The following is a 25,981-nucleotide window of genomic DNA, read 5'->3' as shown; positions in this document are numbered from 1 at the left end:
AGTTCGTTGGAACAAAATGGAACCCGAAAATCGCGAAATGGAACCCGAAAGTTCCGCACAACATAGGGAATATGTTAAGTAAATCATCATCTTGGTTCCATATACTTCGTTCGCGACTGTTGCAATTCGGAGACGCAATTTTCGGGCGAGTCACGCTATAGAAATTGCACAGCGGCGCGGGCGCTCGCGTCACCAACAGCGCTTCAGGACGAGCGGAAGCGGATTAGAACTGGGGATAGACCATGAAGAAGTATCTGCTAGCTACAGTTGCTCTCATCGCGTTCGCCGCTCCTGCGGCGGCCGCCGACCTCGCTGCGCGCCCTTACACCAAGGCGCCGCCGGCACCCGTCGCCGTCGTGTACGATTGGAGCGGGTTCTACATCGGTGCCAACGGTGGCTGGGGTTCGAGCCACAAGTGCTGGGATCTCACTGCCGACGTCATAGGTCCTTTCGTTCCGCCGCTGGCCGAGGGCTGCCATGACGCAACGGGCGCCACGGCCGGCGGTCAAATCGGCTATCGCTGGCAGGCTGCCAGCTGGGTGTTTGGTCTGGAAGGGCAAGGCAACTGGGCTGACTTCAAGGGCTCCAACACAAGTCTGGCGTTTTTCACCCCGCTCAGCACCATCGAGAATGAGTCGAAGATCAATGCGTTCGGACTGATCACCGGTCAGGTCGGCTATGCTTGGAACAACGTTCTGCTCTACGTAAAGGGCGGCGCGGCCGTGACCGGCGAAAAGTACAGGGGTATCGAAACCGCGACCGGGCTTCTTGTCGACAGCGCCAAGGAAACGCGTTGGGGCGGCGTCGTTGGTGCCGGTCTCGAAGTCGGCTTCGCCCCGAACTGGTCAGTTGGAGTCGAGTACAACCACCTGTTCATGGGTGACCGCGACGTCGACTTTGCCGCATCCGGCAACTTTATTGGTGCTCCGGCCGGCTCGTTTTCGAGGACTTCTCGCATCGACCAGGACGTGGATCTCGTCACTGTCCGCCTCAACTACCGCTGGGGCGGTCCGGTTGTCGCGAGGTACTGATCGCAACACCAGCGCGGGACTACGGAAAGGCCGGCTTCACGCCGGCCTTTTTGTTTGGTTGTAGACCGGCATTGCCCGTACCCGCTGCGGTTGTACCACCATACTTTTGCCGCTGATGTGGTATTTCGGCGACAGCCTTTTGCGGGAACTTCGAGCTATATGCCGAAGCAACCTCAAATTGACGGCTGAGGAAAGTTGCGTTGGAGAGCCGCGAAAGGAAGAAGAAAGTGAAGAAGATTCTGCTGACCACCACTGGCCTGATCGCGCTTGGGATGGCGCCCGCGATGGCCGCCGATCTCGCTGCCAGGCCCTACACCAAGGCGCCGGCCGCAGCGATCGCGATCAACAACTGGACCGGCTTCTACATCGGTGCGATGGGCGGCTACGCCCAGGAAAACGCGTCGGGCGTGGGTTCGCTCAGCGGCGGCTTCGCCGGCGGCACCGTCGGCTACAACTGGCAGACTGGTGCCCTTGTCCTCGGCCTCGAAGCCGATGGCGCCTGGGCTGACGTGGGCGCGACCGTGGGCGTCTTGGGCGGCCTCGCCTCGGTCAGCGACACGATTCGCTCGATGGGCACCGTTCGTGGCCGCATCGGCTACGCCTTCGATCAGGTCCTGATCTACGGCACCGGCGGCTATGCCTGGGCCGATAACCGCCTGACGGCAACGGCGCTCGGCGTGAGTATCTCGGACAGCCAGTTTCACTCTGGCTGGACCGTCGGCGCCGGTGTCGAGGTGATGTTCGCACCGAAATGGTCGGTCAAGGCCGAGTACCTCTATCGCAGCTTCGAAAGCCAAAACTACTTCGCAGGCATTATCCCGCCCGGCATTGCGAGCGGAACGCTCAACCTGAACAGCGTTCAGGTCGGCGTGAACTATCATTTCTAAGATTTCCTGCTGAAACTGCCTGCGCCTCCGTTCCGAAACCGGAACGGAGGCAATTTATTGCCGCGGCGTTTTGCACGGTGCTGCTGACGACTGCTGCCAAGAATTTTTCGCGCAAACAATCCGTTGATGATTCGCACGCGGCACTGGAAATCGTTTCCCGTTCTTCCTATGTTCCGACTTTCAATCAACGGCGCCTGATCCCGGTTCTTGCCCGGCAATGCGCGCCCAACGCGGCGCGTGCCTCGTGCGCCTGGAAATGCCGATATGGATGAAGTGCTAAGGGCGAAGCGCCAACAGAACGCCGGCTCCGCATCGCGCGCGATTACGATTCGCGGTGCGCGCGAGCACAATCTCAAGAATGTCGATCTCGAGATTCCCCGCGACAAGCTGGTCGTGTTCACCGGCCTTTCCGGCTCCGGCAAATCCTCGCTCGCCTTCGACACCATCTATGCCGAGGGCCAGCGCCGCTACGTCGAATCGCTCTCGGCTTATGCGCGCCAATTTCTGGAGATGATGCAGAAGCCGGATGTCGACCAGATCGACGGTCTGTCTCCTGCGATCTCGATCGAGCAGAAGACAACGTCGAAGAACCCGCGCTCCACCGTCGGCACCGTTACCGAGATCTACGACTACATGCGTCTGCTGTGGGCGCGGGTCGGCGTACCCTATTCGCCGGCCACCGGACTTCCGATCGAAAGCCAGGTCGTATCGCAGATGGTCGATCGCGTGCTGGCGCTGCCCGAGGGTACCCGGCTCTATCTGCTGGCGCCGGTGGTGCGCGGCCGCAAGGGTGAGTACAAAAAAGAGCTCGCTGAATGGCTGAAGAAGGGTTTTCAGCGCGTCAAGATTGACGGCACTTTCTATGAGCTGTCGGAAGCGCCGACGCTGGACAAGAAATTCCCGCACGACATCGACGTCGTCGTCGATCGCATCGTGGTCCGTCCCGATCTCGGCCAGCGCCTCGCCGAAAGTTTTGAGACCGCGCTGAAGCTTGTCGAAGGGCTGGCTGTGATCGAATATGCCGACGCGCCGGCGGGCGCGGAAGAGAAGAAGTCCGACAAGAAGACCGCAAAGATCCACGACAAGAGCGGACCCGAGCGGATTCTGTTCTCGGAAAAATTTGCCTGCCCGGTTTCCGGCTTCACGATTCCCGAAATCGAGCCGCGGCTGTTCTCGTTCAACAACCCCTACGGCGCCTGCCCGGCCTGCGGCGGCCTCGGCGTCGAGCAGCACATCGACGAGGACCTCGTCATTCCCGACAAGGAGCTGACCTTGCGCAAGGGCGCGATCGCGCCGTGGGCAAAGTCGTCCTCGCCCTATTACATCCAGACGCTGACGGCGCTCGGCAAATTCTACAAGTTCACGCTCGACACCAAGTGGAAGGACCTGCCGAAGAAGACGCAGGCCGCCCTGCTGCATGGCTCCGGCGACGACGAGATCAAGTTCTCCTACGAGGACGGGGTCCGCTCCTACGACACCAAGAAACCGTTCGAGGGCGTCATCACCAACCTCGAGCGCCGCTACCGCGAGACCGAGAGCGAATGGGCGCGCGAGGAGCTGGCCAAATATTTCTCCGACATCCCCTGCGAAGCCTGCAAGGGCCACCGCCTCAAACCCGAGGCGCTCTGCGTCAAGATCGGCGGCAAGCATATCGGCGAAATCTCGGAACTGTCGGTGAAGCGTGCCGGCGAATGGTTCGAAAGCGTGCCTGCCGCGCTCAACGACCAGCAGAACGAGATCGCCGCACGCGTCTTGAAGGAGATCCGCGAGCGGCTGTCCTTCCTGCTCGACGTCGGCCTGAACTACCTCACTCTCTCGCGCTCTTCGGGCACGCTGTCCGGCGGCGAAAGCCAGCGCATCCGCCTCGCCTCGCAGATCGGCTCGGGGCTGACCGGCGTGCTGTACGTGCTGGACGAGCCCTCGATCGGCCTGCACCAGCGCGACAATGCGCGCTTGTTGGAGACGTTGAAGCGGCTACGCGACCTCGGCAATACCGTGATCGTCGTCGAGCATGACGAGGACGCGATCCGTCTTGCCGATTATGTGCTCGACATCGGCCCCGGCGCCGGCATGCATGGCGGCCACATCGTGGCGCAAGGCACGCCCGCCGACATCATGAAGAACCCGAAATCGCTCACGGGCAAATACCTCACCGGCGAATTGTCGGTCGCGATTCCCGAGCGCAGGCCGCCGAACCACAGGCGAACCATCAAGGTCGTCAATGCCCGCGGCAATAACCTCAAGAACGTCTCGGCGGAAATTCCGCTGGGCCTGTTCACCTGCGTCACCGGTGTCTCCGGCGGCGGCAAGTCGACGCTGCTGATCGACACGCTCTATCGCGCGATTGCGCGAAAGCTCAACAATGCCAGCGAAGGCGCAGCCCCCCACGACCGCATCGAGGGGCTGGAGCATATCGACAAGATCATCGACATCGACCAGTCGCCGATCGGCCGCACCCCGCGTTCCAACCCTGCGACCTATACCGGCGCCTTCACGCCGATCCGCGAATGGTTTGCCGGCCTGCCCGAAGCCAAGGCGCGCGGCTACGAGCCCGGCCGGTTCTCCTTCAACGTCAAGGGCGGCCGCTGCGAGGCTTGCCAGGGCGACGGCGTCATCAAGATCGAGATGCACTTTTTACCCGACGTCTACGTCACCTGCGACACCTGCAAGGGCAAACGCTACAACCGCGAGACGCTGGAGGTCCTGTTCAAGGGCAAGTCGATCTCGGATGTGCTCGACATGACGGTGGAAGAAGCGGCCGAGTTCTTCAAGGCCGTCCCCCGCGTCCGCGAGACGTTCAAGACGCTGCACCGCGTCGGCCTCGACTACATCCACGTCGGCCAGCAGGCGACCACGCTATCCGGCGGCGAAGCCCAGCGCGTCAAGCTTGCCAAGGAATTGTCAAAGCGAGCCACCGGCCGCACGCTCTACATCCTCGACGAGCCGACTACCGGCCTGCACTTCCACGACGTCGCAAAACTCCTGGAAGTGCTGCACGAGCTGGTTGCGCAAGGAAATACGGTCGTTGTGATCGAGCACAACCTCGAGGTCATCAAGACCGCCGACTGGGTCATCGACCTCGGCCCCGAAGGCGGCGACGGCGGCGGCGAAATCGTCGCCTGGGGTCCGCCGGAGGACATCGTGAAAGCGCCGCGGAGCTATACGGGGAAGTTTCTGGCGCCGGTGCTGAAGAAGGCGGAGGGAAGGCCGAGGAAGAGGATCAGCGCGAGCGAAGCGGCGGAGTGAGGTTAGCTGAAGCGAGTGGCCGGTTGAGCAGGGACTTACAGATATTCTTCGCGTTTAAAGAAGGCCCGTCTCAGAATGCAGCCGTGTGCGCCAACATCACGGCGAGCATTTTGAGCAAACAGGCACTTTTAGCTACCCTCGCTACACAGCTTAGTTTTCCCGACTACTTTGGGGAGAATTGGGACGCGCTCGAGGAATGTATTGCCGACCTATCCTGGTTGCCTAATGGCCCGGTGATTATCAGACACGCCGACGTACCGCTGGTTGGCGATCCCCGAAATGCGAAAACCTATGTTGCTATACTGAATGCCGCCGCCCGCAAGATGTCGAAATCAGAGGATCATCCGCTTTCGATCGTCTTTCCGAACGGATGCCGTGACCAAGTAGTGTGGTTACTTCGATCCAGCTTCGTTAAAGGCAACAAGCGTACGGCGGATTAGCGAAGCGTAATCCGCCGTTCCTCCCGCGAGCGGGGCACTCCGCCGTCGCCCTACACCGTCCAATAGTGCGGATGCGGCTGCGAGCGGTCGCCCCAGTCGAAGGTGTCGTCATCGAGTTCGGATGGGCCCGCGCGCAGATCATCCAGTGTCACGTCGGTCTGGTAGGCCTGACGCGCGGGATCAAATCGGAGCGCGTCCCAGCGGATCGGACAATGATGGTGGCTGCCGAGCAGCCCTCCGGTTTTGATCACGGCGTAGGCAACCGTTCCGCTCACCTTGTCGAGCATCAGCCGCTCGATCGAGCCGAGCTTTGTGCCGTCGCGCCCGTACACGCTCACGCGCTCGACGCGGTCACTGGGCACCAGGGTATGAGGCATGGCATCCTCCCTGTTTTCCCTTGTTCGGTCGACATAATAGCACAACCGAGCCTGTCGCGGGTGACCCAACCTGCGACAAAGTCTGCAGTGGTGTAGGGTGGGCAAAGCGAAGCGTGCCCACCATCAAGGGTGAAGTGTGAGACGGTGGGCACGGCGCTTCGCGCCTTTGCCCACCCTACAACCCCTCACTCCTCGATCGCCGCCTGGACGAATCCGTCCGGATCGTCGCAAAACTCGCGCAGGACCTTGTAGTGGTCGGTCTCGCGCACCGTCACCGGCTCCAGCCCATATTTCGTCAGCCGCAGCAGGGTCGCGTTCGGATAGGCCATCAGGACTGGCGAGTGCGTGGCCATGATGATCTGGCAATGGCCGATATTCTCCATCCGCCGCATCAGCTTCAAAAACTCGATCTGGCGCGCGGGCGACAGCGCGGATTCCGGTTCGTCGAAGATGAAGATGCCCTGGCGCTGGCAGCGCTCTTCGAAGAAGCGCAGAAAACCTTCGCCGTGGGAATGCGAGAGGAAATCAGGAGGCGGGCCGGGCGTTCCGATGGCCGCTTCATCGAGATAGCGGGCGACTGAGAAGAAGCTCTCGGCACGGAAGAACCATCCGTTGGTGATCTTGGGTAGCCAGCTTGCGCGAAGGGCGGTCGACAACGTTCCACCCATCTTCTCCAACGCCTTCGAATGATCGACCGGCATGTACCCCTTGCCGCCCCCGGCTTCGTCATAGCCGGCAAGCACGGCGATGCCTTCGAGCAAGGTGGATTTCCCGGTGCCGTTCTCGCCGACGATGATCGTGATCGCCTTATTGAAACTCAGTTCGAACTCATCGCGCAGCAGCGGCAGGCAGAACGGATAGGCCTCGCGGTTGGTGACCCGCGCCGGCTCGAGCCAGATGCGCTTGAGATACGGCGCCGGCAGATTGATCGCACGATTGCGTTTGTAAGCCATGGTTCGCAGCCCGCGGAACAAAGTCATTCGGAAGGGTTATACAGACAATGCCGCACAATCCTAGATGGTACCCTGCCGATGCCAAGCACCGCCTACCCCCTCTTCCGCAACGCCATCCTCGGCGAGCAGCAGGTCGTCTGCGACTATGGCGGCCGCAGCCGCGAACTCTGCCCGCATATCATCGGCACCAACAAACGCGGTGAAGAAGTTGTGCTGGCGTGGCAGTTCGCCGGCGAAAGCTCTGGCCCGTTGCCGCAATGGCGCTGCCTGAAACTCGCCAATGTCAGCAACGCCCGCGCGCGCTCCGGCCGCTGGCACGAAGGCGGCTCGCATCGCACGACGCAAACCTGCGTCAGCGATATCGATCTCGACATCAACGTTCACGTCCGCAAACGGCGGTGACACGAGGCCTGCCTGTCATCAGGCCCCTATTCACGCCCCCAAACCTGTTGCGCCAAACCTCGGACGCAATGCGTCGCGAAAGCGTATCTGCGTAGGATGGATAGAGCGACTTGTCCGCCGTAGCTCGCCAGTGAGCAACACGATGAAGCAGCGAGCGAACGAAAACCGCCTATCGCGCAAATCGAGAACTCGTCTCACGCCACACGTCGCCGCACGGCTGTCGAAATAGCAACCTGCCTGCGCCAATGAGCGGACGCGCTTCGGTCCAATTTTTGCCGGCATACATGACGTATGGTTAACCTGCGAACGACGTTCTCACATCCGCACGAACGTCGCTTGCAGACGGCTCTTTGGGGGCGCGTTCGCGCCCACTTCCACAAACGATACGTCACCATGCCGGTGCAATCGGTCCGCTATGGGGCCTGCAGGGGGTTACACGTGCGTTCAACTTCAGGGGACAGAAAATGAAACGACTACTTTTAGCTGGTGTGGCTCTTTCGGTCGCGAGCGCGGCCTCGGCCGCCGACATGCAGGCGCGGCCCTATTCCAAAGCGCCCCCGGCGGCGGTGGTTGCGGCCTATAACTGGTCCGGTTTCTACATCGGCGCGATGGGTGGCTATGGCTGGGGCGGCAGCGATAGCGATGCTAGCGGCGGTTTCGGCGGTGGTACGATCGGCTACAACTGGCAGTTTCCCGGTAGCCAGTTTGTATTCGGTGTCGAAGTCGACGCCGCTGGCGCCAGCATCAAGGACAGCTTCACCGAGGACGTCGGCGGCATCCTGCTCACGCAGGAAAGCAAGATCAACTCGTTCGGCAGCGTGACCGGCCGCGCCGGCTTCGCATTGGATGCGGCCCTGATCTACGCCAAGGGCGGTTACGCGTGGGCCAACCACAAGGCCTCGCTTTCAGCGCCCGGCACGCCGTTTTCGTTTTCGGATAGCCAGTTTCACTCGGGATACACCATCGGCGGCGGCCTCGAATACCTGTTCACGCCGAGCTGGTCGGCCAAGGCCGAGTACATGTACACCAGCCTCGGCGGCGAGACTTATAATCTGGGCGGCTTGCTGCTCGATTCCCCCAACATCGACTTCCATACCATCAAGGTTGGGGTGAACTATCACTTCAGGTGAGACGCGCTATCAACGCGCAAGCTGCGTAGGATGGGCAAAGCGCAAGCGTGCCCACCCTTCCGCAAACCAATCGGAGAGATGGTGGGCACGGCGCGTTGCGCCTTTGCCCACCCTACGGATTCACACCACCTCCAGCACCAGCTCCATCGTCATCAACACCGGATTGTCGCCGCGCATCAGCCGGCCCTCCGCGATGTCGCCGAGATAATCGACGAGCGCGACATCGATCTCCGCATGCAACGTGCCGTCAGCGCCGGGCGCGATCAGGCCAGCCTTGATCGCAAGCTCGGTCGCAAACGGCACAACGGTTCGGCCGTCGGTGAAATGCGCGCCGATGGTGGAGCCGACGCCGCCGTGAATCCGCGCGCGCAGGATTCCGTGCTGCCGGCAGAAGGTCTCCAGTGCGGCCGCAAAATCCTGGTTCGGCCGTAGCCGCAGCGCGAAGGCGCGGCTGTCAGCCTTCACATCTGTGCCGGCGCACGCCACCGGTCCGAACAGTTTGAAATTGGTCTCGGGATCGGGCTCGGCCGTGAACATGGCGCCGTCGATACCGAATGCTTCCACCGCGAACGATTCGGCAACAATGCTCTCCTCGGGCAGAATGTGGCCGCCGTGCAGATGTCCGTCTGTCTCGGTCCACAGCCCGTGGCAATGGAAGAACGGCGCGCCGTCGCGTTCGCCGAGCGTCATCGCGCCGAGCTTCAGCCGCGTGACGTCGGAGGGCCGAAACGTATCGCTGTAGAACGCGGCATTGGCGCCGGTCTTCGACAGCGCCGGCATCACATAGGCAAACGGCCCGAGCGCCCCTCCCCGCATGTTCAACACGCCGCCTGAAAATCCAGCTTCGGCAAAACCGCGGCGCGCGGCCTCGAGTAGCGGCAGGCCGGCCTGCAACGCGAACGAAAACGCCCGTCCCCGCGCTTCGACCCACTGGATTCGCTCAGGCGCGGGCGGCCCGGGCTGCTCGACGCTACGCATCGGCTCAGCTAGGCGTTTTGGAGATGAGCTCAAGCAGCCCTCGCGCTTCCAGTTCATCGCGGACCAGCCGCTTCGGAATCTTGCCATAGCCGGATTTCGGCAGCGCCTCCCAGAAGAAGAAGCGCTTCGGCATCTTGTAGCGCGGCACCTTCGGCGCCAGGAACGCGGCGAGCTCCGCCTCGCTCACGGCGCCAGCGCCCTCGCGCGCGACGCAGACGGCAACACCCACCTCGCCCCAGAACGGGTCGGGCACGCCGAGCACCGCGACCTCGCCGATCGCAGGATGGGTGAGAATCTTCTCCTCGACCTCGCGCGGGTAGATATTGGAGCCGCCGGAGATGTACATGTCCGAAGCACGGCCGGTGATGTAGACGAAACCCTCCTCGTCCATGTGGCCGAGATCGCCGGTGCGGAACCAGCCGTCGCGAAACGCTTTCGCATTGGCCTCGGGATTATCGTAATAGCCGGCGAACACGGCGGGTCCGATCACGCAGATCTCGCCGGTCTCGAACGGTTTGAGCTCGCGCCCGTCATCGCCCTGGATCGAGACCTGCATGCCCGTGCGCTCGAAGCCGCAGGTGCCGATCCGCGCATGCGGGCCATCCTCCGCGTCGTGCAGACTGGCCGGCATCACCGTGATGTTGCCAGTGACCTCGCCGAGGCCGAAATACTGCACGAGCACCTTGCCGAGCTTGTTCAACGCGGCCTTCTGGTCCTCGCGATACATCGGCGCGCCGGCATAGATCACGAAACGCAGCGAAGAATGGTCGTATTTGTCGACCGCGGGATGCTCGACCATCATCTTCAAAATCGTCGGCACGGTGAAGATGTTGCTGACGCGGTGCGCCTCGATCAGCCGGAACGCTTCGGCAATGTCGAATTTCTCCGACGGCAGCAAAATGGTCGGTACGCCGCGCGCGGCCTGCACGAGTTGGTGGACGCCGGCGCCGTGCGACAGTGGCGCGACCACCAGCGAGGCGTCCGTCTCCGTCGTGCCCGGCATCAGGTCGGCGAGATGATTGGTAACGACGAAGGCCATCTGCCCATGGGTGAGAACCGCGGCCTTCGAGCGCCCGGTGGTGCCGGAGGTGAAGAAGAACCAGCAGGGATCGTCGTAGTCGACCGCCGCATTCTCGACCCTGGCGCCGGCCTGCGCCGCGATCACGTCACTGACCGCCTTCTCGCCGAAGGCGCCCTCGCCGATCCGCCATGTGAATTCGAGCGCCGGATTGGCCGCCGCCGTGGCGTGATCGGGGAAATCGCCATGGCACAAAAAGGCCTTGGCACCGGAGGCGCTGGCGAGATAGGCGACCTCGTCCGGCATCAGGCGGAAATTGGTCGGCACCCAGACCGCGCCGAGGCGAAACGCCGCGAACATCGACCAGAACATCTCGTCGCAATTCTTGGAATGGACGAGCAGGCGATCGCCCTTGACGATACCGCGTGCGGCGAGGCCGGCGGCCAGCGCCGACACGGCGTCATCGATCTCGCGCCAGGTCCAGGATTTATCGCCCCAGATGAAGCCAGTGCGGTCGCCATGGCGGCGGGCATTCTGGGTCAGCATATGCGCCAGATTCATCACCCGGCGCGACATCCGCGCCAGACCGCCGCGCGGGATAGGAATGGTCACCGTTTCAGTCACAGGGAATCAACCATTACGCTTCGGAAAACAGACATAGGACATCTCATTGCAACGATAGCAGAAAGCCCGGCGCCAGCTCAAATCCGGGCATCACCATGATGGTCTCTTCGCTAGCCGCGCCGACATCACCATGCCCACGCGTTCGCGTCCATAAGCCCATGCAAATGATTCTCGTCGGCCAATCGAAGATCGATGTCGGTCCGCCCTGCTCGTCGACTCGTTCAAATATTCGGATTGAATCGAAAGCCCGCCAGCCATGTGTGGAGCCGGCGGGCTCTCCAGAATCTACTGCGGATGATTGGCCAGTTCCTGATCGCTCAAGCGCCAGTCCTGCCAGAGCTGAAGCGCGCCCAGCAGGACCACGATTCCACCGAGGGCGACGTGCCAGGCCCGCAGCATGTCGTCACCGGCATAGCCGAGTATGAAGGGCGATGCGGCCAGCCAGAGGCCAAGCGCGATCTCCCCCACCTCCTCCCAGCGCTGCAGTGCGACATATTCGAGCTGGGCCAGACCGAAGACCAGCATGCCGATCACGAACGTATTCAGGATCATGGTGCTGCGTTCGGAGTCCATCACGTCGTGGCTGGAAAAGGGAAACCACGGCGATACCACGATCAGCGCGCCAAGCAGCATGCCGAACCAGTCTTCCCACGTGCGATGCTTGCTGAAGAAATGGATGCCCGACATTGTAACCTCCCCTTGAAAAGAGGCATACGTCGGCGGCCGCGATCACTGCATTTCCGATATCGAGCCCAGACCCGGCCGCCACGGCGGCGTATGTCATCTCAAAGACCTAGGAACCCGACCCACGCTTGCAAGGCCTTCCCCGCAAAGATCCAGTAAGCGTGTGCGTCCCTTATTGCGCTGCACCGAGCCGCTGCTGCAGGCTCTCGCGATCGGGCCAGCCGGCTCGTTGAGGCGGTCGGCGCCGATATCACGGCGGTGCCCAACAGTGCAGCGGTCAGGCTCAAGACAGCATATCAGCCAACCCCAGCGAGCCAGTTGTCCCTTCGTCGCCGGTTTGCATCGGCGGGTTCATGTCCCTAAATGACACGGTGAATCATCCGGGAATCGCAGCATGGCCGCCGTCCGCGACAACAAGGCTCAAAACCGTTTCGAACTCGACGTCGACGGCGCCGTGGCGTTTGCGAATTATCGAGCCACGCCCGCGGCGGTCATCATCACCCATACCGAAACGCCGCGCGCCCTGCGCGGCCGCGGCATCGCTTCTGAGCTGATCAGGGGCGCCCTCGAACTGATCCGCGCCGACGGACGCAAGGTCATCGCCGGCTGCGGCTTTGTCGTGGACTATCTGCGCAGAAATCCGGAATTTGCCGATCTGACGGGGTGACACACCGTCATTCCGGGGCGCGCGTTAGCGCGAAATCTCCAGATTCTCCGATGTGCAATTGCACATCGGAGTTCGCGCTACCGACATTTTCCGGGAATCTTTTTGTCCGCCGGTATGTACAGCGCTTCTACGTGAGGTAGCTACGCATAGCTGCATTGCAATCGCCCCAAAAGAAGAAGGCCCGCGTCGCGGCGGGCCTTCGTATATCAGGGCCGAGCGAAGCGTCAGTGCTTGATATCCGGCGGCAACTTGCCACCATTGGCAGCCAACTTGGCCATGACCTGCTTGTGCAGCCAGATGTTCATGCTGGCGGAATCATTGCTGTCGCCTGTATAGCCGAGCTCTTTCGCAAGATCCTTGCGCGCGGCAAAGCTGGAATCGATGTCGAGCGCCTTCATCAGATCGACGATCGAGGTGCGCCACTGCAGCTTCTCACCCTTGGCCTTCACGGCCTGATCGAGAATCGGCGCGACGTCGACGGTCGCCGCTGGTGCAGCGGCCGCATCGGTTGATCCACCTCCCGCAGCCGCACCGCCGCCGGCCGGCGCGGCGTCTGCCTTGCTGCCGAAGATCGCGTTCATGATTTTTCCGAAAATGCTCATCGTTCGCTCCCAATGAGTTTGATGATGGGGGTGAGTCTCTGGCGGCACTGTTTGACCGGCAGCACCACGCCGGGATCGCCTGCAAGTCTAGCCACCCAAGAGAAGCTTGCCAATGAAACATTCACCTAAGCGTGAGTGTGTTTGTTGCTGTTTGGGAGTACGCTATCCGGACAGTTCGCGACACGGCCCAGTTCCACCCTTCGCGTCTGGCCTGATCGTGATCGTTTTATGAAACGGCGCGTTTGCGTCTTTCGATTGGCGCACAATGCGACCGCGAGGGAGACGACGACCATGGCCACATATCACGGCAATGTCACATCAGTGGCGCAGCGCGCACCGGATACCGCTGCCGCGCCAGTCATCCGAACCATCGGCTTCGCCGAACTCGGCCGCTCGTTGCGGCGCGGCTGGGAAGATTTCAAGGCGGTGCCAACCCACGCCATCATCCTGTGTGTGATATATCCCGTTCTCGGACTTGTGCTGGCACGCGCCGTTCTCGGCTATTCCGTCATACCGCTGTTGTTTCCGCTGGCCGCCGGCTTCGCCCTGATCGGTCCGTTCGCGGCGCTCGGCCTCTACGAGATGAGCCGTCGTCGTGAACATGGTGAACAGGCAACTGCCTGGGATGCGCTAGCGATGCTGCGTTCGCCGTCATTCGGCGCGATGCTTGGGCTCGGCGTGCTGCTGCTGGCGCTGTTCGTGACCTGGGTGGCCACCGCGCAGGCGATCTACATCGCCGCATTCGGCTATGCGGGCGCGACCGGCTTTTCCGATTTCGCGACGCGCGTGCTGACGACGTCACAAGGCTGGTGGCTGATCGTGGTCGGCTGCGGCGTCGGCTTTCTGTTCGCCCTCGTCGCGCTCTGCATCAGCGTGGTCTCGTTCCCGCTGATGCTGGACCGTCATGCCGGCGCTGGCGATGCGATGGTGACCTCGCTGCGCGCGGTCGCGCGCAACCCGGTGCCGATGGCGGCCTGGGGCTTGATCGTCGCGGTGCTGCTTGTCGCGGGAACGTTGCCGTTCTTCCTCGGCCTTGCCGTCGTCATCCCGCTGCTCGGGCACGCGACCTGGCATCTCTATCGGGAGACGATCGAGCCGGAACTCAATCCGCAGCCGCTTCCGCCACGCGCACACCGCGAACGCAAGTCTGCCGCCGATTTCCCGGCCAATCTGTTCCCCTGGCGGCGCAAGGATAGCGCGTAAGCCTGCACGGAACCTGATCGATCGAACCGCCGGTCGAATCCCGACCGGCGGTTTGGTTGTTCAGCCCCTCACTAACGATGAATTGAGCATGATCAACGGAATGGCATTGCCGGCACCTACATAGGCCTTGTTTTGGCCGATCTTGCTTCGAACATTCGGCGTGGCGTCGACACTAACGCGAAGACGCATCGATCGTGGAGCGAACGGCACGATGATCTCTCGCCTTTATGTGCGCGCCCTGACCTTGGGCGCGCTGTTACTGACCTCGGCGGCCGCGCTCGCCGCGCCCTGCGGCACGGGCTCGTTCGAAACATGGCTGGAGGACTTCAAGAAGGAAGCGGCCTCCAATGGAATATCGGCGTCCGCCATCCAGGCTGGCTTGACCGGCGTCACGTTCGACAAGACCGTGCTGGCCCGCGACCAATCGCAAAAGGTCTTCAGCCAGAGTTTTGAGGAATTCTCCGGCCGCATGGTCCCGCCCCGGCTGACGCGTGGCTCCAACATGCTCAAGCAATACGGCTCGGTGCTCGGGCGCATCGAACAGGCGTATGGCGTGCCCGGCGAAGTGCTGGTGGCGATCTGGGGACTGGAAACCGATTTTGGCGTCAACATCGGGAAATTCGCGACGCTGCGCTCGCTGGCGACGCTGGCCTATGATTGCCGCCGCACCGACATGTTCAAGGCCGAGCTGATGGACGCACTACGCATCGTCGAGCGCGGCGATATCGCGCCGCAGGAAATGCGCGGCGCCTGGGCCGGCGAAATCGGCCAGACCCAGTTCATGCCGTCGTCCTATGTCAAGTTCGCGGTCGACTTCGACGGCAACGGCCGCCGCGATCTCCTGCGCAGCGCGCCCGACGTACTGGCCTCGACCGCCAACTTCCTCGCCAACCACGGCTGGCAGCGCGGCAAGGACTGGGAGCCCGGCAGCGCCAATTTCGCCGCGATCAAGGAGTGGAACAAGAGCGAGGTCTACGCCAGGACCATCGGCCATTTCGCGACGCAGCTTTCGCGGGCGCCTTAACAAAAAGGGCCGGCTGACCAGCCCTTCGCTGGCCGATCTATCTCAGCGGTCGCCGACCAAAGCACGGGCCATAATGCTTCGCATCCGCGTGGGCCGCGTGGATGCGGTAGCCCGTCACGCCGGTCGCTCCCCCGCTGTGAATCAGAAATTGGCGCCCCTGTAATAATGAATATATATTCATTCAGATTCAAGTCAGCACATGCGATTCGCGCATAAGAAAGTTCCAAACCGGCTGCCTTCGAAGCACGTTTTGTTCCCTTTCGACGGCTGCGGTTTTGCATTGAACCGCCCCTATCGCCATCCCAATGGACGCTACGGTTAATCTGGATATTCCGATAACCTCACAAATTTACGGCATTATTTTCTTCAAAGAGACAACCACTCATGCGTGTGGGCCATCCGATCCGCCTGCCATCGCGAAAGATTAAACGGCCCTTACCTTTGTCATGCGTTTTAGGATTAGCTGCATCGCAGCATAGGAACTTCTGCACTGCAAAATCTAAGCTATATTCATTTCAACGATGAAGCTACCCCCCAAGAGCTGAATCGTAATTGCAAGGAGACTACCATGTTGCTCTCGCTCATCCGCATGATCCAGGCGTTCCGGGATTATCAGCGCAATGTCAGCGAACTGTCCCAGCTCAGCGATCGTGAACTGGCCGATATCGGCCTTGATCGTTCGGACATCCCGCGCGTTGCCGCCGGAAACTACAACGGCTGATCACTGTTCAGCCGCCTGATGAACGGATAAACGCCCGCCCCGCCGCGGGCGTTGTCGTTTAATCTTGACGCGCTTTCTTCATGCGAACCGGTATCCACCCCGGATCAAGTCCGGGGCAGGCTTCACTTGAAAGCGCTATCGTAGGTGCGCTAGCCGCGAAAACGCGCTAACCCTGCGCGCATGAATTCCAACACTCCCAAAACCGACACTGTCCATGTAATCGGCGGCGGCCTTGCCGGCTCGGAAGCGGCCTGGCAGATCGCCACTGCGGGCGTTCGCGTGGTCCTGCATGAGATGCGCCCTTCGCGAATGACCGAGGCACACCGCACCGAGGGCCTGGCCGAACTCGTCTGCTCCAACTCGTTCCGCTCGGACGACGCTGCCAATAACGCCGTGGGCCTGCTGCACGCCGAGATGCGGCGGCTGGCCTCGCTGATCATGCGCTCCGCAGATGCCAACCAAGTGCCCGCAGGCGGAGCGCTGGCGGTCGACCGCGACGGGTTTTCCGCAGCCGTCAGCCGGGCCCTGCGCGACCATCCCCTGATCGAAATCGACCGGAGCGAGATCGCCGGCTTGCCGCCGGCCGAATGGGGCAATGTGATCGTCGCGACCGGCCCCCTCACCTCGGCGCCGCTGGCCGAGGCCATCCGCGAACTCACCGATGAGAACGCGCTGGCATTCTTCGATGCGATCGCGCCGATCGTGCACAGGGATTCCATTGACATGTCGGTGGCGTGGTTTCAGTCACGCTACGACAAGGTTGGGCCCGGCGGCACCGGCGCCGATTACATCAATTGCCCGATGACGAAGGAGCAATACGACGCCTTCGTCGCGGCGCTCCTGGCCGGCGACAAGGTCGATTTCAAGGACTGGGAAACCAACACGCCGTATTTCGACGGCTGCCTGCCGGTCGAGGTGATGGCCGAGCGCGGCCATGAAACGCTGCGGCATGGACCGATGAAACCGGTGGGGCTCACCAATCCGCACAATCCGACGGTCAAGCCCTACGCTGTCGTGCAGTTGCGGCAGGACAACAAGCTCGGCACGCTCTACAACATGGTGGGCTTCCAGACCAAACTGAACTACGGCGCGCAGCAGCGCGTGTTCCGCACCATTCCGGGGCTCGAGAACGCCGAATTCGCCCGGCTCGGTGGCCTGCATCGCAACACCTTCCTGAACTCGCCAAAGCTGCTGGATGGCCAGTTGCGCCTACGCGCGCAGCCACGGCTGCGCTTTGCCGGGCAGATGACCGGCTGTGAAGGCTATGTGGAATCTGCCAGCATCGGTCTGATCGCCGGCCTCTATGCTGCGGCCAATGCGCGGGCGCAGGCGCTCGAACCGCCGCCGGCGACAACAGCGCTGGGCTCGCTGCTCGGCCATATCACCGGCGGCCACATCGAAACGATCGAGGCCGGAACACGCTCGTTCCAGCCGATGAACATCAATTTCGGCCTATTCCCGCCGCTTGCCAGCGTGCCGACCAAGAAGGCCGATGGCTCCAGGCTGCGAGGCAACGAGAAGACGGTCGCCAAGAAGCAGGCGCTCAGCGCACGCGCACTGACCGATCTCGATCGATGGATCGCCGATCATCTGCGCGTAGCGGCGGCGGCGTAATCCCATGGGCTTGCCGAAAGACGACGCCGCAACCCTGTCGGCACGATGGACCGAAGGCATTCTGCTGAAGCGTGACGTGTTCTCGACCGTCGAACGCGGCCGCTTTCGCGACGATTCCGGTGAAGTTGATGCCGTGCTGCGCCGGCTCGACCAGGTGCCGGTGTGGTCCTATCCGCTCGCCCGCTATCTGTTCGACCGCGAGCGCCGCGCGCTGGCGCTGGCGCTGGCGCGCGATCTCGACGTCGGCCCGAGACTGCTATGGGCCGGACGGCAGGCACTGGTGCGCGGCTTCATCGATGGCGTCGCGCTGCATCTGGCAAAACCCCATGGCGACCTCGCCTATTTCCGTTCCGCCAAGCTCGCTCTTCGCAAGCTGCACCGCGCCGGCATCTGCCATAACGATCTCGCCAAGGAGCAGAACTGGCTGGTGGGCCGCGACGGCCGCGCCTATCTCACCGATTTTCAATTGGCCGCCTGCTTCAAAACCCGCAGCCGGCTGTTCCGGATCGCAGCCTATGAGGATCTGCGGCATCTCCTGAAGCACAAGCGCAGCTATGCGCCGTCAGCGCTGACGCCGATGGAGCGCAAGATTCTGGCGCGCAAATCCTTTGTCGCCAGCATCTGGCTCAAGACCGGCAAGAAGGTCTACCAGGCCATCACCCGCGGTCTGTTCAACTTCACCGACCGCGAGGGCGGCGGCCGCCGGCTGGTCAACGACGCGCCGGTGCTGAGCGCCCTGATCAGGAAAAATCCCGAAGTGCGCGATACGGCCATTGTCGCGTTTGCCGACCGCCGTACCGGCGTCGGGTTATATGCCTTCGTCGAAGCCGACAAAGTGGCGCTGGAAAAGCAGTTGCGCAGCGAGCTTTTGTCGGCCAAGGGCGTCAAACCGCCCGAGCACATCCAGGTGGTGCATGCCCTGCCCCGCGATGCCGCAGGCAAGCCGCGCACAGAGATCTTGCAGCTTGTGGCGATGAACCAGCTCGACCTGATCGAACCGCTGATCACGAGCGATATCGACCGCGCGTTCCTGAAGGACATTCTGGAGAGCCGCAAGAATCTGCGGGATCGGTTCAATTTCGAAAGCAGCGAGTTGAATTCGCGGCCGAATTGATTCCGGCGTGTCCCGGGCGCGATGCAACGCTTCGCGCTGCTTCGCAGAACCGGGACCCACTTGGCGGTGACGGATGGACCCCGGATCAGCAGCGCACCACAGCCTGTGCACGGGCCGCGCAGAGCGTGGACCCGAGTGCAAGTGCGACGCGCTGCGCAGCATCCGGGGAACGCCGGAAACTTACCCGCCGAACTCACGCGACCGCGAGGCGCGCCAGAGTGTCCACAGCGTCCGGAGTCGTGACGTCACCTGCGGCACGAATGGATCGACGTCGGCTCGTGACATGCGCTCCAGATCGCGGCGGACCGGCGCCAACGGCAGGAATACCGGCCGCACTTGCGGCGACACATGCGCGAGTAGCTCGAGGGCCGTGCGGAGATGTTGTCGGGCGTCTCCGATCAACTGATCGATCGCGGCACGCGCCTGCGGTGTCTGCTTGCCCGAAAACACTTGCTCCATCCCGCTGCCATGTTGCTGCAGCAGTTGCAGCGGCACGAAAAGCTGGCGCCGTGCGGCATCGAGCGGCAGCGCCGCGATCACCTGCGTCATCCCCTGCGCGAGACCCGCATGCCGCGCGAGATGGTCGACCGCTGCCGACGGCGGCGTCGCAATCCGCGCAGCCAGCGAAAAAAGCGCTGAGGCGGTATCGGTGATATAGCCTTCCAGCGCCGCCATCGACGGCATCGGATCGTTGTAGAGGTCGAATTGGTGCTCCTCGATCAGCCGCGACAGCGGCTCGATCGGCAGGCGGAATTCGCCGATGGTCTGCAACAGTTCGGCTGCAACCGGGTTGCCCTCAACGCCGCCATGGCCGGCGCCTTCCAGCATGTCGGTCCACCATTGCAGTCGGATTTCCCCCGGCAACGGCTGGCTGACCTGTTCGCGCACGCGCAAAATCTCGACGTTGAAGGCATAGATCGACAGCAGCGCGCGGCGCTGGACCTGAGGCAGGAACAGCGTCGAGGCATAGCGGACGAAGTCGTGCGTGCGCACCAAATCGGCGCAGAACGCAGCGGTATCCTTCGACGTCGTGGCGTAGCTCATGGCACCGCGATCAACGCCGCCGCGACGCGCCGCCGCTCGCCCAGCATGATGTTGTAGGTGCGGATCGCCGGCCCCGTCTGCATCGCATCGAGCACCACGCGTACGGCGCGCAGCGCCTCGCGGAGGTCGCGCGAGGGTACCCAGACCTCAGTGCCGGTGCCGACGATCAGCGTGTCGATCGCGTTGGCGGCCTTGAACACGCGATCCAGCGAATATTGGTCGATCTCGGCAGGCTTCGTCACCGGCCAGGCCCACATCGCATCCGGCAGGCACAACAGGGAGCCACGATGCGACATGTCGGCGAAGGCAAAGCCGCCCTTGCCGTAAGCTTCGATCGGCGCCGACCTCGGAAGATGCGGAGCGTCCGAGGATGGGCTTGTTTGATTGGGCATGACCTTTTCCGCACCCTCGGGGTCCAGCCCGAGGGCATGCTTTTCGGACTATGCGCTATTTCTTCGCGGGTGTATCCGGCGCGTCGCGGTGCTCACCAACGCCGAGATAGATCAGGATCGGTGCGGCGATGAAGATCGAGGTGTAGGTGCCGACCAGCACCACGCCGAACATCATCACGGCGGTGAAACTGTGGATCGCGTGGCCGCCGAACAAGAGCAGCGCCAGCAACGCCAGCGTCACCGTGACGTGGGTGATGATCGAGCGCGACAGCGTCGAGTTGATGGATTCATTCAGAAGCTGCGGCATCGGCATTTTCTTGTAGCGCCGCAGCATTTCCCGGATTCGGTCGTAGATCACGACCGTGTCGTTCAGCGAATAACCGAGAATCGTGAGTAGCGCCGCGATACTGGTGAGGTCGAAGTCGATCTGGGAGATCGACATGAAACCGATCGTCAGCACGATATCGTGCACGTTGGCGATCATGGCGCCGAGCGCGAACTGCCATTCGAACCGGAACCAGAGATAGATCAGGATGCCGAAAATCGCGAGCATCAGGCCGAGCATGCCGTAAGCCAGCAATTCGCCGGAGACGCGCGGTCCCACCACTTCGACACGGCGGTATTCGACGCTGTCGCCGAGCGCACCGCGAACCTTCTGAACCGCCGCCTGCTGCGCGGCGTCGCCGCCCGGCTGCTCGGCCACCCGGATCATCACGTCGTTCGGACCGCCGAACTGCTGCAACTGGACTTCGCCGAGCCCGAGCGCACTCAAAGTCGCGCGCAGCGCGCCGATGTCGGCGGGACCAGACTTGTTCTGCACTTCGAGGAGCGTACCGCCCCTGAAGTCGATGCCGAAATTCAGCCCGTGGGTGAAGAACAGCACGATCGCGAGAATCGACAGAGCGGCCGAGATCGGGAAGCTGATGCGGCGAAAGCGCGTGAAATCGAAATGCGTCTCGTCAGGGACGATGCGCAGCGGCGGCAAAAGGTCGAGCACGCTGACCACGGTCAGCACGACAATCAGAATGCCAAGCCCAATGAGGACGTACTGAGTCACGAACCAGGTTCCTAGATCGGCACAGTCTTCGGCCGCTTCCACCGTACCCAGCCGGCGACAATCAGGCTGGTAACCGTAAACGCAGTAAAGACCGTGGTGATGATGCCGATGCCAAGCGTGACGGCGAAGCCGCGCACCGGGCCGGTGCCGATATAGAACAGCACCGCGGCGGCGATGAAAGTGGTGATATTGGAGTCCAGAATGGTCGCCAGCGCCCGCCTGAATCCGGCGTCGATCGCCGAAATCGCGTTACGCCCGCCACGCAGTTCCTCGCGGATCCGCTCATAGATCAGCACGTTGGAATCAACCGCGATGCCAACGGTCAGCACGATGCCGGCGATGCCGGGCAGCGTCAGGGTGGCGTTCAGCAGCGACAGGACGCCGAAGATCATCGCAATGTTGATGGCAACCGCGACATTGGCAATCACGCCGAACAGCCGGTAGGTCAGCAGCATGAACACGACGACCATGATCGAGCCGACATAGGCGGCGAGTTTGCCCTTCTCAATCGAGTCCTGGCCGAGGCCCGGACCGACGGTGCGCTCCTCGATCACGGTCAGCGGCGCCGGCAGTGCGCCGGCACGCATTAGCAGCGCGAGTTCGTTGGCAGCCTGCACCGTGAAGCTGCCGGAAATCTGCCCCTGGCCGCCGGTGATCGGTTCACGGATCACGGGTGCGGATATCACCTTGTTGTCGAGGACGATGGCAAAGGGTTGCCCGACATTTTCCGACGTCGCCTGCGCGAATTTGCGCGAGCCCGAACTGTTGAACTTGAAGTTCACGATCGGCTCGTTGGTGCGCTGGTCGAAGCCCGGCTGCGCGTCGGTCAGGTCGCCGCCCGACACCAGCACCTGCCGCTTGATGACGTAGGGAACCTTGGGCGATTGCTCACTCATCAAGACTTCCGAATCCGCCGGAACCCCCCGCCCCGACTGAACCTGATCCGGCGATACCGACGGATCGACCATGCGGAATTCCATCTTGGCGGTCTGACCAAGGATGCGCTTCAGGTCAGTTGGATCCTGCAATCCCGGTACCTGGACCAGGATACGATCGGTGCCTTGCCGCTGGATCAAGGGCTCGACAGTGCCCAGTTCGTTAATACGGCGCTCGACGATCTGGATCGACTGTTCAATCGTTTGCCGGATGCGCTCGGTGATGGCGGCTTGCGGCACGGTGAGACGGAACAGGCCGCCGCCGGCATCGGAGACTTCGAGGCTGCGCTGCCCTGAGGAGCCGAGCAGGCCGCCAAGCGGCTGCGATAGCTCGCGCAGCTTGGTGAGGGCCGCCTGCTGGTCACTCTCCTTGACGCGGACCTCGACCGCATCGGCCCGCGCGGAAAGGCCAGTATAGCCGATCTTGGCGTCGCGCAGCACGCGACGGACCTCGTCGCGCACCTGGTCGAGCTTTTCCTTCTTCACATAGTTGGAATCGACTTCGAGCAGCAGGTACGAACCGCCCTGCAAATCGAGGCCGAGCACGATGTGCCGCTGCGCCCATGCCGGCCAGGTCTTCACGCGCTCCTGGTTAAAAAAGTTCGGAACCGCGAAAAGGCAGACGATCAGCGCGGTCAGAATGATCGTCAGCGCCTTCCACCGCGTGAAATACAACATCGAGCAGACCCGTCAGATCCAGGAAAATGCGCTGCGACAAGCGGCGCGGAAAAACTCAGCTCGCGGACGTCTCGTCCTTGGCCTCACTCTTTTCCTTGGCCGGCTCGCCCTTGGCGCGGACGCCCGAAATCATCTGCCGCATCTGCCGCACGCGGACGCCGTCAGAAATCTCGAACTCGATCTGGTCGTCGTCCACCACCTGGGTCACCTTGCCGACCAGGCCGCCCGAGGTGACGACGGTGTCCCCGCGGCGGATGTTTTTGACCAGTTCCTGGTGATCCTTGATCTTCTTCTGCTGCGGCCGCAGAATCAGGAAGTACATGATCACGAAGATCAGCGCGAACGGCAGCAGCGACATCAACATGCTGTTGGCATCGCCACCGGCTGCAGCCTGGGCGTACGCAGGGGTAATCAGCATTCGAACAATCCTCGTGAGACGGAAAAGAACCGGCCATGCCTGGGCACAGCATCCTGGGCATGTCGCCGGTCCGGGGTAAATTTGCGCGGACTATAGCGGCGGCGGGCCCAATTGCAACGCTGGCCGTCCCCTCATTTAGGCCGCTTGCGAGAGCTTCCAAGGCCCGTTAAGGCTGCGCCGTCAGGAACTCCGGAAATGTCGAAAAAAGCCAAGAAAACTGCGGCTCAACCAGCGCCCCGCGCCACCCCCAAGGCCGCCTCGCGAGGGCAGCCGAAAACCGCGACAAAAGGTCCGGCAAATACGCTTAACGGAGCCACCGCCGAGCGGATCGCCATTGCGCTGGAAGCCATCGCCGGCCATCTTTCCGCGGCCTCTCCGGCGGCGGGACGGCCCGAGTCGTTCGGCTCCGCCGACGCCTTTGTCTGGCATCCGGACGGGCGCCTTTCGCCGGTGCCGCGCGTCAGCCGTGTCGAGCTCGGCCTGCTCAAGGGCATCGACCGGATGCGCGACATCCTGATCGAAAACACCGAGCGCTTTGCCGACGGCCTGCCCGCCAACAACGCGCTGCTGTGGGGCGCACGCGGCATGGGCAAGTCGTCGCTGGTGAAGGCGACACATGCCGACATCAACGTCGATCGCAAACCGGCCGACCGGCTGAAGCTGATCGAGATTCACCGCGAGGATATCGAGAGCCTGCCCGGCCTGATGGATCTCCTGCGCAGCTCCGATTTCCGCTTCATCGTGTTCTGCGACGACCTCTCCTTCGATGGCAACGACGCTTCTTACAAGTCGCTGAAGGCGGTGCTGGAAGGCGGTATCGAAGGGCGCCCTGACAACGTCATCCTCTACGCCACCTCGAATCGGCGGCACCTCTTGGCGCGTGAGATGATCGAGAACGAACGCTCGACCGCGATCAATCCCGGCGAAGCGGTCGAGGAGAAGGTGTCGCTGTCGGATCGTTTTGGTCTGTGGCTCGGCTTCCACCGCTGCAGTCAGGATGAGTACCTCGCCATGGTCCGCGGCTATTGCGGCCATTTCGGCATCGAAATTGCCGACGAAGAGCTGGAGCGCGAAGCCTTGGAATGGTCGACCACCCGCGGCTCCCGCTCGGGCCGCGTGGCCTGGCAGTTCACGCAGGAGTTGGCGGGACGGCTGGGCGTGAGGTTAGCGGGGAAGTAGGCGCTACGTTCCCCGGGGCGCAGCGCAGCGCGAAGCGGTGCGCTGCAGAACCGGGGTCCAGCTTCACGGCTCGCTTCGGCGATGGTCCCCGCTCAGTGGCGCAGCGTTTCACGCTACACCGCGTCCGGGACACGAGGTGCGCCTCACGCCCCGTTCAGGAATTGCAGCGGGTCAACCGGTGAAGATCCCTTGCGGATCTCGAAGTGGAGCTGCGGCGACCCCACCTCGCCCGATTGACCCGACTTGGCAATGATCTGGCCGCGCTTGATGGTATCGCCGCGCTTCACCAGCAGTTCACTCGCATGGGCATATGCGGTGACGTAACCGTTGGAGTGCCGCACCAGAACCAGATTGCCGTAGCCCTTGAGCTCGTTACCGGAATAGGCGACCACGCCGTCTTCCGCGGCTTTCACGGGCGTTCCTTCCGGCACCGCCAGGTTGATGCCGTCATTCGATTTGCCGTTCGTCTTGGCGCCGTAGCTTGTGATCACCTTGCCGCGCACCGGCCAGCGGAAGGTCGGCAGCGCGCCGGTGGCCTCGCTGGGCTTGACCGAGGCTTGCTCGACGACGGGCTTTTCTTCGGTAACATTCGTGGTGGCGGAGGCCAGCCGCGCACTCTGCGGCGGACCGCCGGCCGAGGCCACTTTGGTAGCCGGTGCGGCAACCGCGGCGACCGGCTGGGCGGGAGCTGCGGCAACGGGCTGCGCCGCCGGAGCTGCGGCCGCGGATTTCGAACCCGGCACGGTGAGCTTCATGCCGAGGCTGAGCTTGGCGGACCGATCGAGATTGTTGGCCCTGGCGAGCTCGCTGACCGAAACCTGATTCCGCCGGGCGATGCCCATCAGCGTATCGCCGCGATTGACGACATGGACGCTCGGCGCCGCCGCGGCAGTAGCGACCGGCTTGCTGGCCGGGGCTGCGGGTGCCGGCGCAGCCGCCGCCGTCTGCCGGGGAATGATCAGTTGCTGGCCGGGCGACAATATGCGCGGGCCCTTATAGCCATTGGCCTGCAGGATCGCGGCGGCTGAGACGTTGTAGCGCTTGGCCAGAATGTCGAGCGTGTCGCTGGTGCCGACAATGATCGTGGTACCACCACCCTGCGCAGGCGGACGGGCGGCTGCCACCGAGCGCGGCGGTACCGTGGCGGTGGTCTCGATCGGCGGATGGGATGGCGGCGCATAGGACGAAACGCCGCGACCTCCTCCGGACACCCCGCCCGAGCTGGGGGGGTAGGCGTGCGGCGCAGCAACAGCGGGCGGCGGCAGGGCTTGGGACTGGAATTGCGGAGCCTGCGACTGCGGCCGGGCATATTGCGGCAGCTCGCGGCGATCGGCGGCGGGAGCGCGTACCGAACCGGTCGCTTCGGGCTGGGAGGCAAAGGGATTGGAGAACGAGCTATCGGAAAAGCGCGTCTGCATATCGGCGCTGCAGCCGGCAAAGCCGACCGACATCAGCGCCAGCACCGCGACCTGCGGTACCCGACGCGAGCGAAGCAACTCGGCGACACGGGACATGGTTACTCACTCGTACGCAACAAAATACTGTTTTGAGTAAACACGTACC

At 62.7% G+C, this 25,981-nt stretch carries 25 protein-coding genes; 13 read left to right on the top strand and 12 right to left on the bottom strand.

Going from position 1 to position 25,981, the window contains the following annotated elements:
• Positions 1 to 242: 242 nt before the first annotated feature.
• The 4 genes from LMTR13_RS19580 (at position 243) to LMTR13_RS19560 (ending at position 5,604) form a co-directional block, all read left to right on the top strand.
• Positions 243 to 1,031 carry an outer membrane protein gene (locus LMTR13_RS19580; RefSeq protein ID WP_065729254.1) on the top strand — a complete coding sequence of 263 codons (789 nt, stop codon included), beginning with the start codon at positions 243 to 245 and terminating at the stop codon, positions 1,029 to 1,031.
• A 227-nt stretch (positions 1,032 to 1,258) separates the two neighbouring features.
• A complete protein-coding gene (locus LMTR13_RS19575; RefSeq protein ID WP_065732821.1) occupies positions 1,259 to 1,918 on the top strand; it encodes an outer membrane protein in 660 nt (219 codons plus the stop codon).
• Between the two features lie 264 nt (positions 1,919 to 2,182).
• Entirely contained in the window at positions 2,183 to 5,164 is a 2,982-nt protein-coding gene (gene uvrA, locus LMTR13_RS19565; protein ID WP_065729252.1) for an excinuclease ABC subunit UvrA, read from the top strand.
• 83 nt (positions 5,165 to 5,247) lie between these two features.
• Positions 5,248 to 5,604, top strand: a complete 357-nt coding sequence (locus LMTR13_RS19560) for a barstar family protein (RefSeq protein WP_236843436.1) — start codon at positions 5,248 to 5,250, stop codon at positions 5,602 to 5,604.
• Between the two features lie 50 nt (positions 5,605 to 5,654).
• On the opposite strand, the gene LMTR13_RS19555 is transcribed toward LMTR13_RS19560, so the two are convergent.
• Both LMTR13_RS19555 and LMTR13_RS19550 read right to left on the bottom strand, forming a co-directional pair.
• On the bottom strand, positions 5,655 to 5,981 hold the full coding sequence (locus LMTR13_RS19555; RefSeq protein ID WP_065729251.1) for a PRC-barrel domain-containing protein: 327 nt from the start codon (positions 5,979 to 5,981) through the stop codon (positions 5,655 to 5,657).
• A gap of 185 nt (positions 5,982 to 6,166) precedes the next feature.
• Entirely contained in the window at positions 6,167 to 6,934 is a 768-nt protein-coding gene (locus tag LMTR13_RS19550) for an AAA family ATPase (RefSeq protein ID WP_065732819.1), read from the bottom strand.
• A gap of 78 nt (positions 6,935 to 7,012) precedes the next feature.
• Here LMTR13_RS19550 and LMTR13_RS19545 point away from each other — a divergent pair, with 78 nt between their 5' ends.
• Positions 7,013 to 7,336 (top strand): hypothetical protein, encoded by a 324-nt coding sequence (locus LMTR13_RS19545; RefSeq protein ID WP_065729250.1) that lies wholly within the window; start codon positions 7,013 to 7,015, stop codon positions 7,334 to 7,336.
• Between the two features lie 464 nt (positions 7,337 to 7,800).
• On the top strand, positions 7,801 to 8,466 hold the full coding sequence (locus LMTR13_RS19540) for an outer membrane protein (RefSeq protein ID WP_065729249.1): 666 nt from the start codon (positions 7,801 to 7,803) through the stop codon (positions 8,464 to 8,466).
• Positions 8,467 to 8,586: 120 nt separating this feature from the next.
• On the opposite strand, the gene LMTR13_RS19535 is transcribed toward LMTR13_RS19540, so the two are convergent.
• The 3 genes from LMTR13_RS19535 to LMTR13_RS19525 form a co-directional block, all read right to left on the bottom strand.
• Positions 8,587 to 9,444, bottom strand: a complete 858-nt coding sequence (locus LMTR13_RS19535; protein WP_065729248.1) for a PCC domain-containing protein — start codon at positions 9,442 to 9,444, stop codon at positions 8,587 to 8,589.
• 4 nt (positions 9,445 to 9,448) lie between these two features.
• Positions 9,449 to 11,038, bottom strand: a complete 1,590-nt coding sequence (locus tag LMTR13_RS19530) for an acyl-CoA synthetase (RefSeq protein WP_065732818.1) — start codon at positions 11,036 to 11,038, stop codon at positions 9,449 to 9,451.
• Positions 11,039 to 11,371: 333 nt separating this feature from the next.
• A complete protein-coding gene (locus tag LMTR13_RS19525; protein ID WP_065729247.1) occupies positions 11,372 to 11,773 on the bottom strand; it encodes an SPW repeat protein in 402 nt (133 codons plus the stop codon).
• A gap of 391 nt (positions 11,774 to 12,164) precedes the next feature.
• On the opposite strand from LMTR13_RS19525, the gene LMTR13_RS19520 reads away from it, so the two are divergent.
• A complete protein-coding gene (locus LMTR13_RS19520) occupies positions 12,165 to 12,437 on the top strand; it encodes a GNAT family N-acetyltransferase (protein WP_065729246.1) in 273 nt (90 codons plus the stop codon).
• A 224-nt stretch (positions 12,438 to 12,661) separates the two neighbouring features.
• Here LMTR13_RS19520 and LMTR13_RS19515 read toward each other — a convergent pair whose 3' ends face one another.
• The gene (locus LMTR13_RS19515; RefSeq protein ID WP_065729245.1) at positions 12,662 to 13,039 is read right to left on the bottom strand and encodes a DUF3597 domain-containing protein; all 378 of its coding nucleotides are present in this window, start codon (positions 13,037 to 13,039) and stop codon (positions 12,662 to 12,664) included.
• 291 nt (positions 13,040 to 13,330) lie between these two features.
• Here LMTR13_RS19515 and LMTR13_RS19510 point away from each other — a divergent pair, with 291 nt between their 5' ends.
• From LMTR13_RS19510 to LMTR13_RS19495, 5 genes are all read left to right on the top strand, one after another.
• Entirely contained in the window at positions 13,331 to 14,242 is a 912-nt protein-coding gene (locus LMTR13_RS19510; RefSeq protein ID WP_065729244.1) for a DUF2189 domain-containing protein, read from the top strand.
• A 211-nt stretch (positions 14,243 to 14,453) separates the two neighbouring features.
• Positions 14,454 to 15,266, top strand: a complete 813-nt coding sequence (locus LMTR13_RS19505; RefSeq protein ID WP_065729243.1) for a lytic murein transglycosylase — start codon at positions 14,454 to 14,456, stop codon at positions 15,264 to 15,266.
• Between the two features lie 568 nt (positions 15,267 to 15,834).
• The gene (locus LMTR13_RS39405) at positions 15,835 to 15,987 is read left to right on the top strand and encodes a DUF1127 domain-containing protein (RefSeq protein WP_074278622.1); all 153 of its coding nucleotides are present in this window, start codon (positions 15,835 to 15,837) and stop codon (positions 15,985 to 15,987) included.
• Between the two features lie 180 nt (positions 15,988 to 16,167).
• Entirely contained in the window at positions 16,168 to 17,601 is a 1,434-nt protein-coding gene (trmFO, locus tag LMTR13_RS19500) for a methylenetetrahydrofolate--tRNA-(uracil(54)-C(5))-methyltransferase (FADH(2)-oxidizing) TrmFO (protein ID WP_065729242.1), read from the top strand.
• Between the two features lie 4 nt (positions 17,602 to 17,605).
• Positions 17,606 to 18,715, top strand: a complete 1,110-nt coding sequence (locus LMTR13_RS19495) for a serine/threonine protein kinase (protein WP_065729241.1) — start codon at positions 17,606 to 17,608, stop codon at positions 18,713 to 18,715.
• A gap of 180 nt (positions 18,716 to 18,895) precedes the next feature.
• Here LMTR13_RS19495 and LMTR13_RS19490 read toward each other — a convergent pair whose 3' ends face one another.
• From LMTR13_RS19490 to yajC, 5 genes are read right to left on the bottom strand one after another with little or no spacing between them, the layout of a single operon-like run.
• On the bottom strand, positions 18,896 to 19,759 hold the full coding sequence (locus LMTR13_RS19490; protein ID WP_065729240.1) for a phytoene/squalene synthase family protein: 864 nt from the start codon (positions 19,757 to 19,759) through the stop codon (positions 18,896 to 18,898).
• Positions 19,756 to 20,151, bottom strand: a complete 396-nt coding sequence (locus LMTR13_RS19485) for an Mth938-like domain-containing protein (RefSeq protein WP_065729239.1) — start codon at positions 20,149 to 20,151, stop codon at positions 19,756 to 19,758. Before LMTR13_RS19485 ends, LMTR13_RS19490 begins: the two co-directional genes overlap by 4 nt.
• A 55-nt stretch (positions 20,152 to 20,206) precedes the next feature.
• On the bottom strand, positions 20,207 to 21,208 hold the full coding sequence (gene secF / locus LMTR13_RS19480; RefSeq protein ID WP_065732817.1) for a protein translocase subunit SecF: 1,002 nt from the start codon (positions 21,206 to 21,208) through the stop codon (positions 20,207 to 20,209).
• An 11-nt stretch (positions 21,209 to 21,219) separates the two neighbouring features.
• On the bottom strand, positions 21,220 to 22,821 hold the full coding sequence (gene secD / locus LMTR13_RS19475) for a protein translocase subunit SecD (protein ID WP_065729238.1): 1,602 nt from the start codon (positions 22,819 to 22,821) through the stop codon (positions 21,220 to 21,222).
• 55 nt (positions 22,822 to 22,876) lie between these two features.
• A complete protein-coding gene (gene yajC / locus LMTR13_RS19470; RefSeq protein ID WP_065729237.1) occupies positions 22,877 to 23,239 on the bottom strand; it encodes a preprotein translocase subunit YajC in 363 nt (120 codons plus the stop codon).
• Positions 23,240 to 23,434: 195 nt separating this feature from the next.
• Between yajC and LMTR13_RS19465 the strand changes: the two genes are divergently transcribed.
• A complete protein-coding gene (locus tag LMTR13_RS19465; RefSeq protein ID WP_065729236.1) occupies positions 23,435 to 24,418 on the top strand; it encodes an ATP-binding protein in 984 nt (327 codons plus the stop codon).
• A 143-nt stretch (positions 24,419 to 24,561) separates the two neighbouring features.
• On the opposite strand, the gene LMTR13_RS19460 is transcribed toward LMTR13_RS19465, so the two are convergent.
• Positions 24,562 to 25,932: a peptidoglycan DD-metalloendopeptidase family protein gene (locus LMTR13_RS19460; RefSeq protein WP_065729235.1), complete on the bottom strand. Its 1,371-nt coding sequence runs from the start codon at positions 25,930 to 25,932 to the stop codon at positions 24,562 to 24,564.
• Positions 25,933 to 25,981: the final 49 nt, after the last annotated feature.

The organism is Bradyrhizobium icense, assembly GCF_001693385.1.
Taxonomy (GTDB): domain Bacteria; phylum Pseudomonadota; class Alphaproteobacteria; order Rhizobiales; family Xanthobacteraceae; genus Bradyrhizobium; species Bradyrhizobium icense.
The sequence above is the reverse complement of the archived record's forward strand: the minus strand, read 5'-3'. Positions and strand labels throughout refer to the sequence as shown.

Coding starts and splice junctions, on each gene's coding strand:
- LMTR13_RS19545 (WP_065729250.1), top strand. CDS start 7,013: ATGCCAAGCACCGCCTACCCCCTCTTCCGCAACGCCATCCTCGGCGAG.
- LMTR13_RS19465 (WP_065729236.1), top strand. CDS start 23,435: ATGTCGAAAAAAGCCAAGAAAACTGCGGCTCAACCAGCGCCCCGCGCC.
- LMTR13_RS19495 (WP_065729241.1), top strand. CDS start 17,606: ATGGGCTTGCCGAAAGACGACGCCGCAACCCTGTCGGCACGATGGACC.
- LMTR13_RS39405 (WP_074278622.1), top strand. CDS start 15,835: ATGTTGCTCTCGCTCATCCGCATGATCCAGGCGTTCCGGGATTATCAG.
- LMTR13_RS19505 (WP_065729243.1), top strand. CDS start 14,454: ATGATCTCTCGCCTTTATGTGCGCGCCCTGACCTTGGGCGCGCTGTTA.
- trmFO (WP_065729242.1), top strand. CDS start 16,168: ATGAATTCCAACACTCCCAAAACCGACACTGTCCATGTAATCGGCGGC.
- LMTR13_RS19580 (WP_065729254.1), top strand. CDS start 243: ATGAAGAAGTATCTGCTAGCTACAGTTGCTCTCATCGCGTTCGCCGCT.
- LMTR13_RS19555 (WP_065729251.1), bottom strand. CDS start 5,981: ATGCCTCATACCCTGGTGCCCAGTGACCGCGTCGAGCGCGTGAGCGTG.
- LMTR13_RS19460 (WP_065729235.1), bottom strand. CDS start 25,932: ATGTCCCGTGTCGCCGAGTTGCTTCGCTCGCGTCGGGTACCGCAGGTC.
- LMTR13_RS19535 (WP_065729248.1), bottom strand. CDS start 9,444: ATGCGTAGCGTCGAGCAGCCCGGGCCGCCCGCGCCTGAGCGAATCCAG.
- LMTR13_RS19515 (WP_065729245.1), bottom strand. CDS start 13,039: ATGAGCATTTTCGGAAAAATCATGAACGCGATCTTCGGCAGCAAGGCA.
- LMTR13_RS19485 (WP_065729239.1), bottom strand. CDS start 20,151: ATGCCCAATCAAACAAGCCCATCCTCGGACGCTCCGCATCTTCCGAGG.
- LMTR13_RS19510 (WP_065729244.1), top strand. CDS start 13,331: ATGGCCACATATCACGGCAATGTCACATCAGTGGCGCAGCGCGCACCG.
- LMTR13_RS19530 (WP_065732818.1), bottom strand. CDS start 11,038: ATGTCGCGCCGGGTGATGAATCTGGCGCATATGCTGACCCAGAATGCC.
- secD (WP_065729238.1), bottom strand. CDS start 22,821: ATGTTGTATTTCACGCGGTGGAAGGCGCTGACGATCATTCTGACCGCG.
- LMTR13_RS19520 (WP_065729246.1), top strand. CDS start 12,165: ATGGCCGCCGTCCGCGACAACAAGGCTCAAAACCGTTTCGAACTCGAC.
- LMTR13_RS19490 (WP_065729240.1), bottom strand. CDS start 19,759: ATGAGCTACGCCACGACGTCGAAGGATACCGCTGCGTTCTGCGCCGAT.
- yajC (WP_065729237.1), bottom strand. CDS start 23,239: ATGCTGATTACCCCTGCGTACGCCCAGGCTGCAGCCGGTGGCGATGCC.
- LMTR13_RS19540 (WP_065729249.1), top strand. CDS start 7,801: ATGAAACGACTACTTTTAGCTGGTGTGGCTCTTTCGGTCGCGAGCGCG.
- LMTR13_RS19550 (WP_065732819.1), bottom strand. CDS start 6,934: ATGGCTTACAAACGCAATCGTGCGATCAATCTGCCGGCGCCGTATCTC.
- LMTR13_RS19525 (WP_065729247.1), bottom strand. CDS start 11,773: ATGTCGGGCATCCATTTCTTCAGCAAGCATCGCACGTGGGAAGACTGG.
- uvrA (WP_065729252.1), top strand. CDS start 2,183: ATGGATGAAGTGCTAAGGGCGAAGCGCCAACAGAACGCCGGCTCCGCA.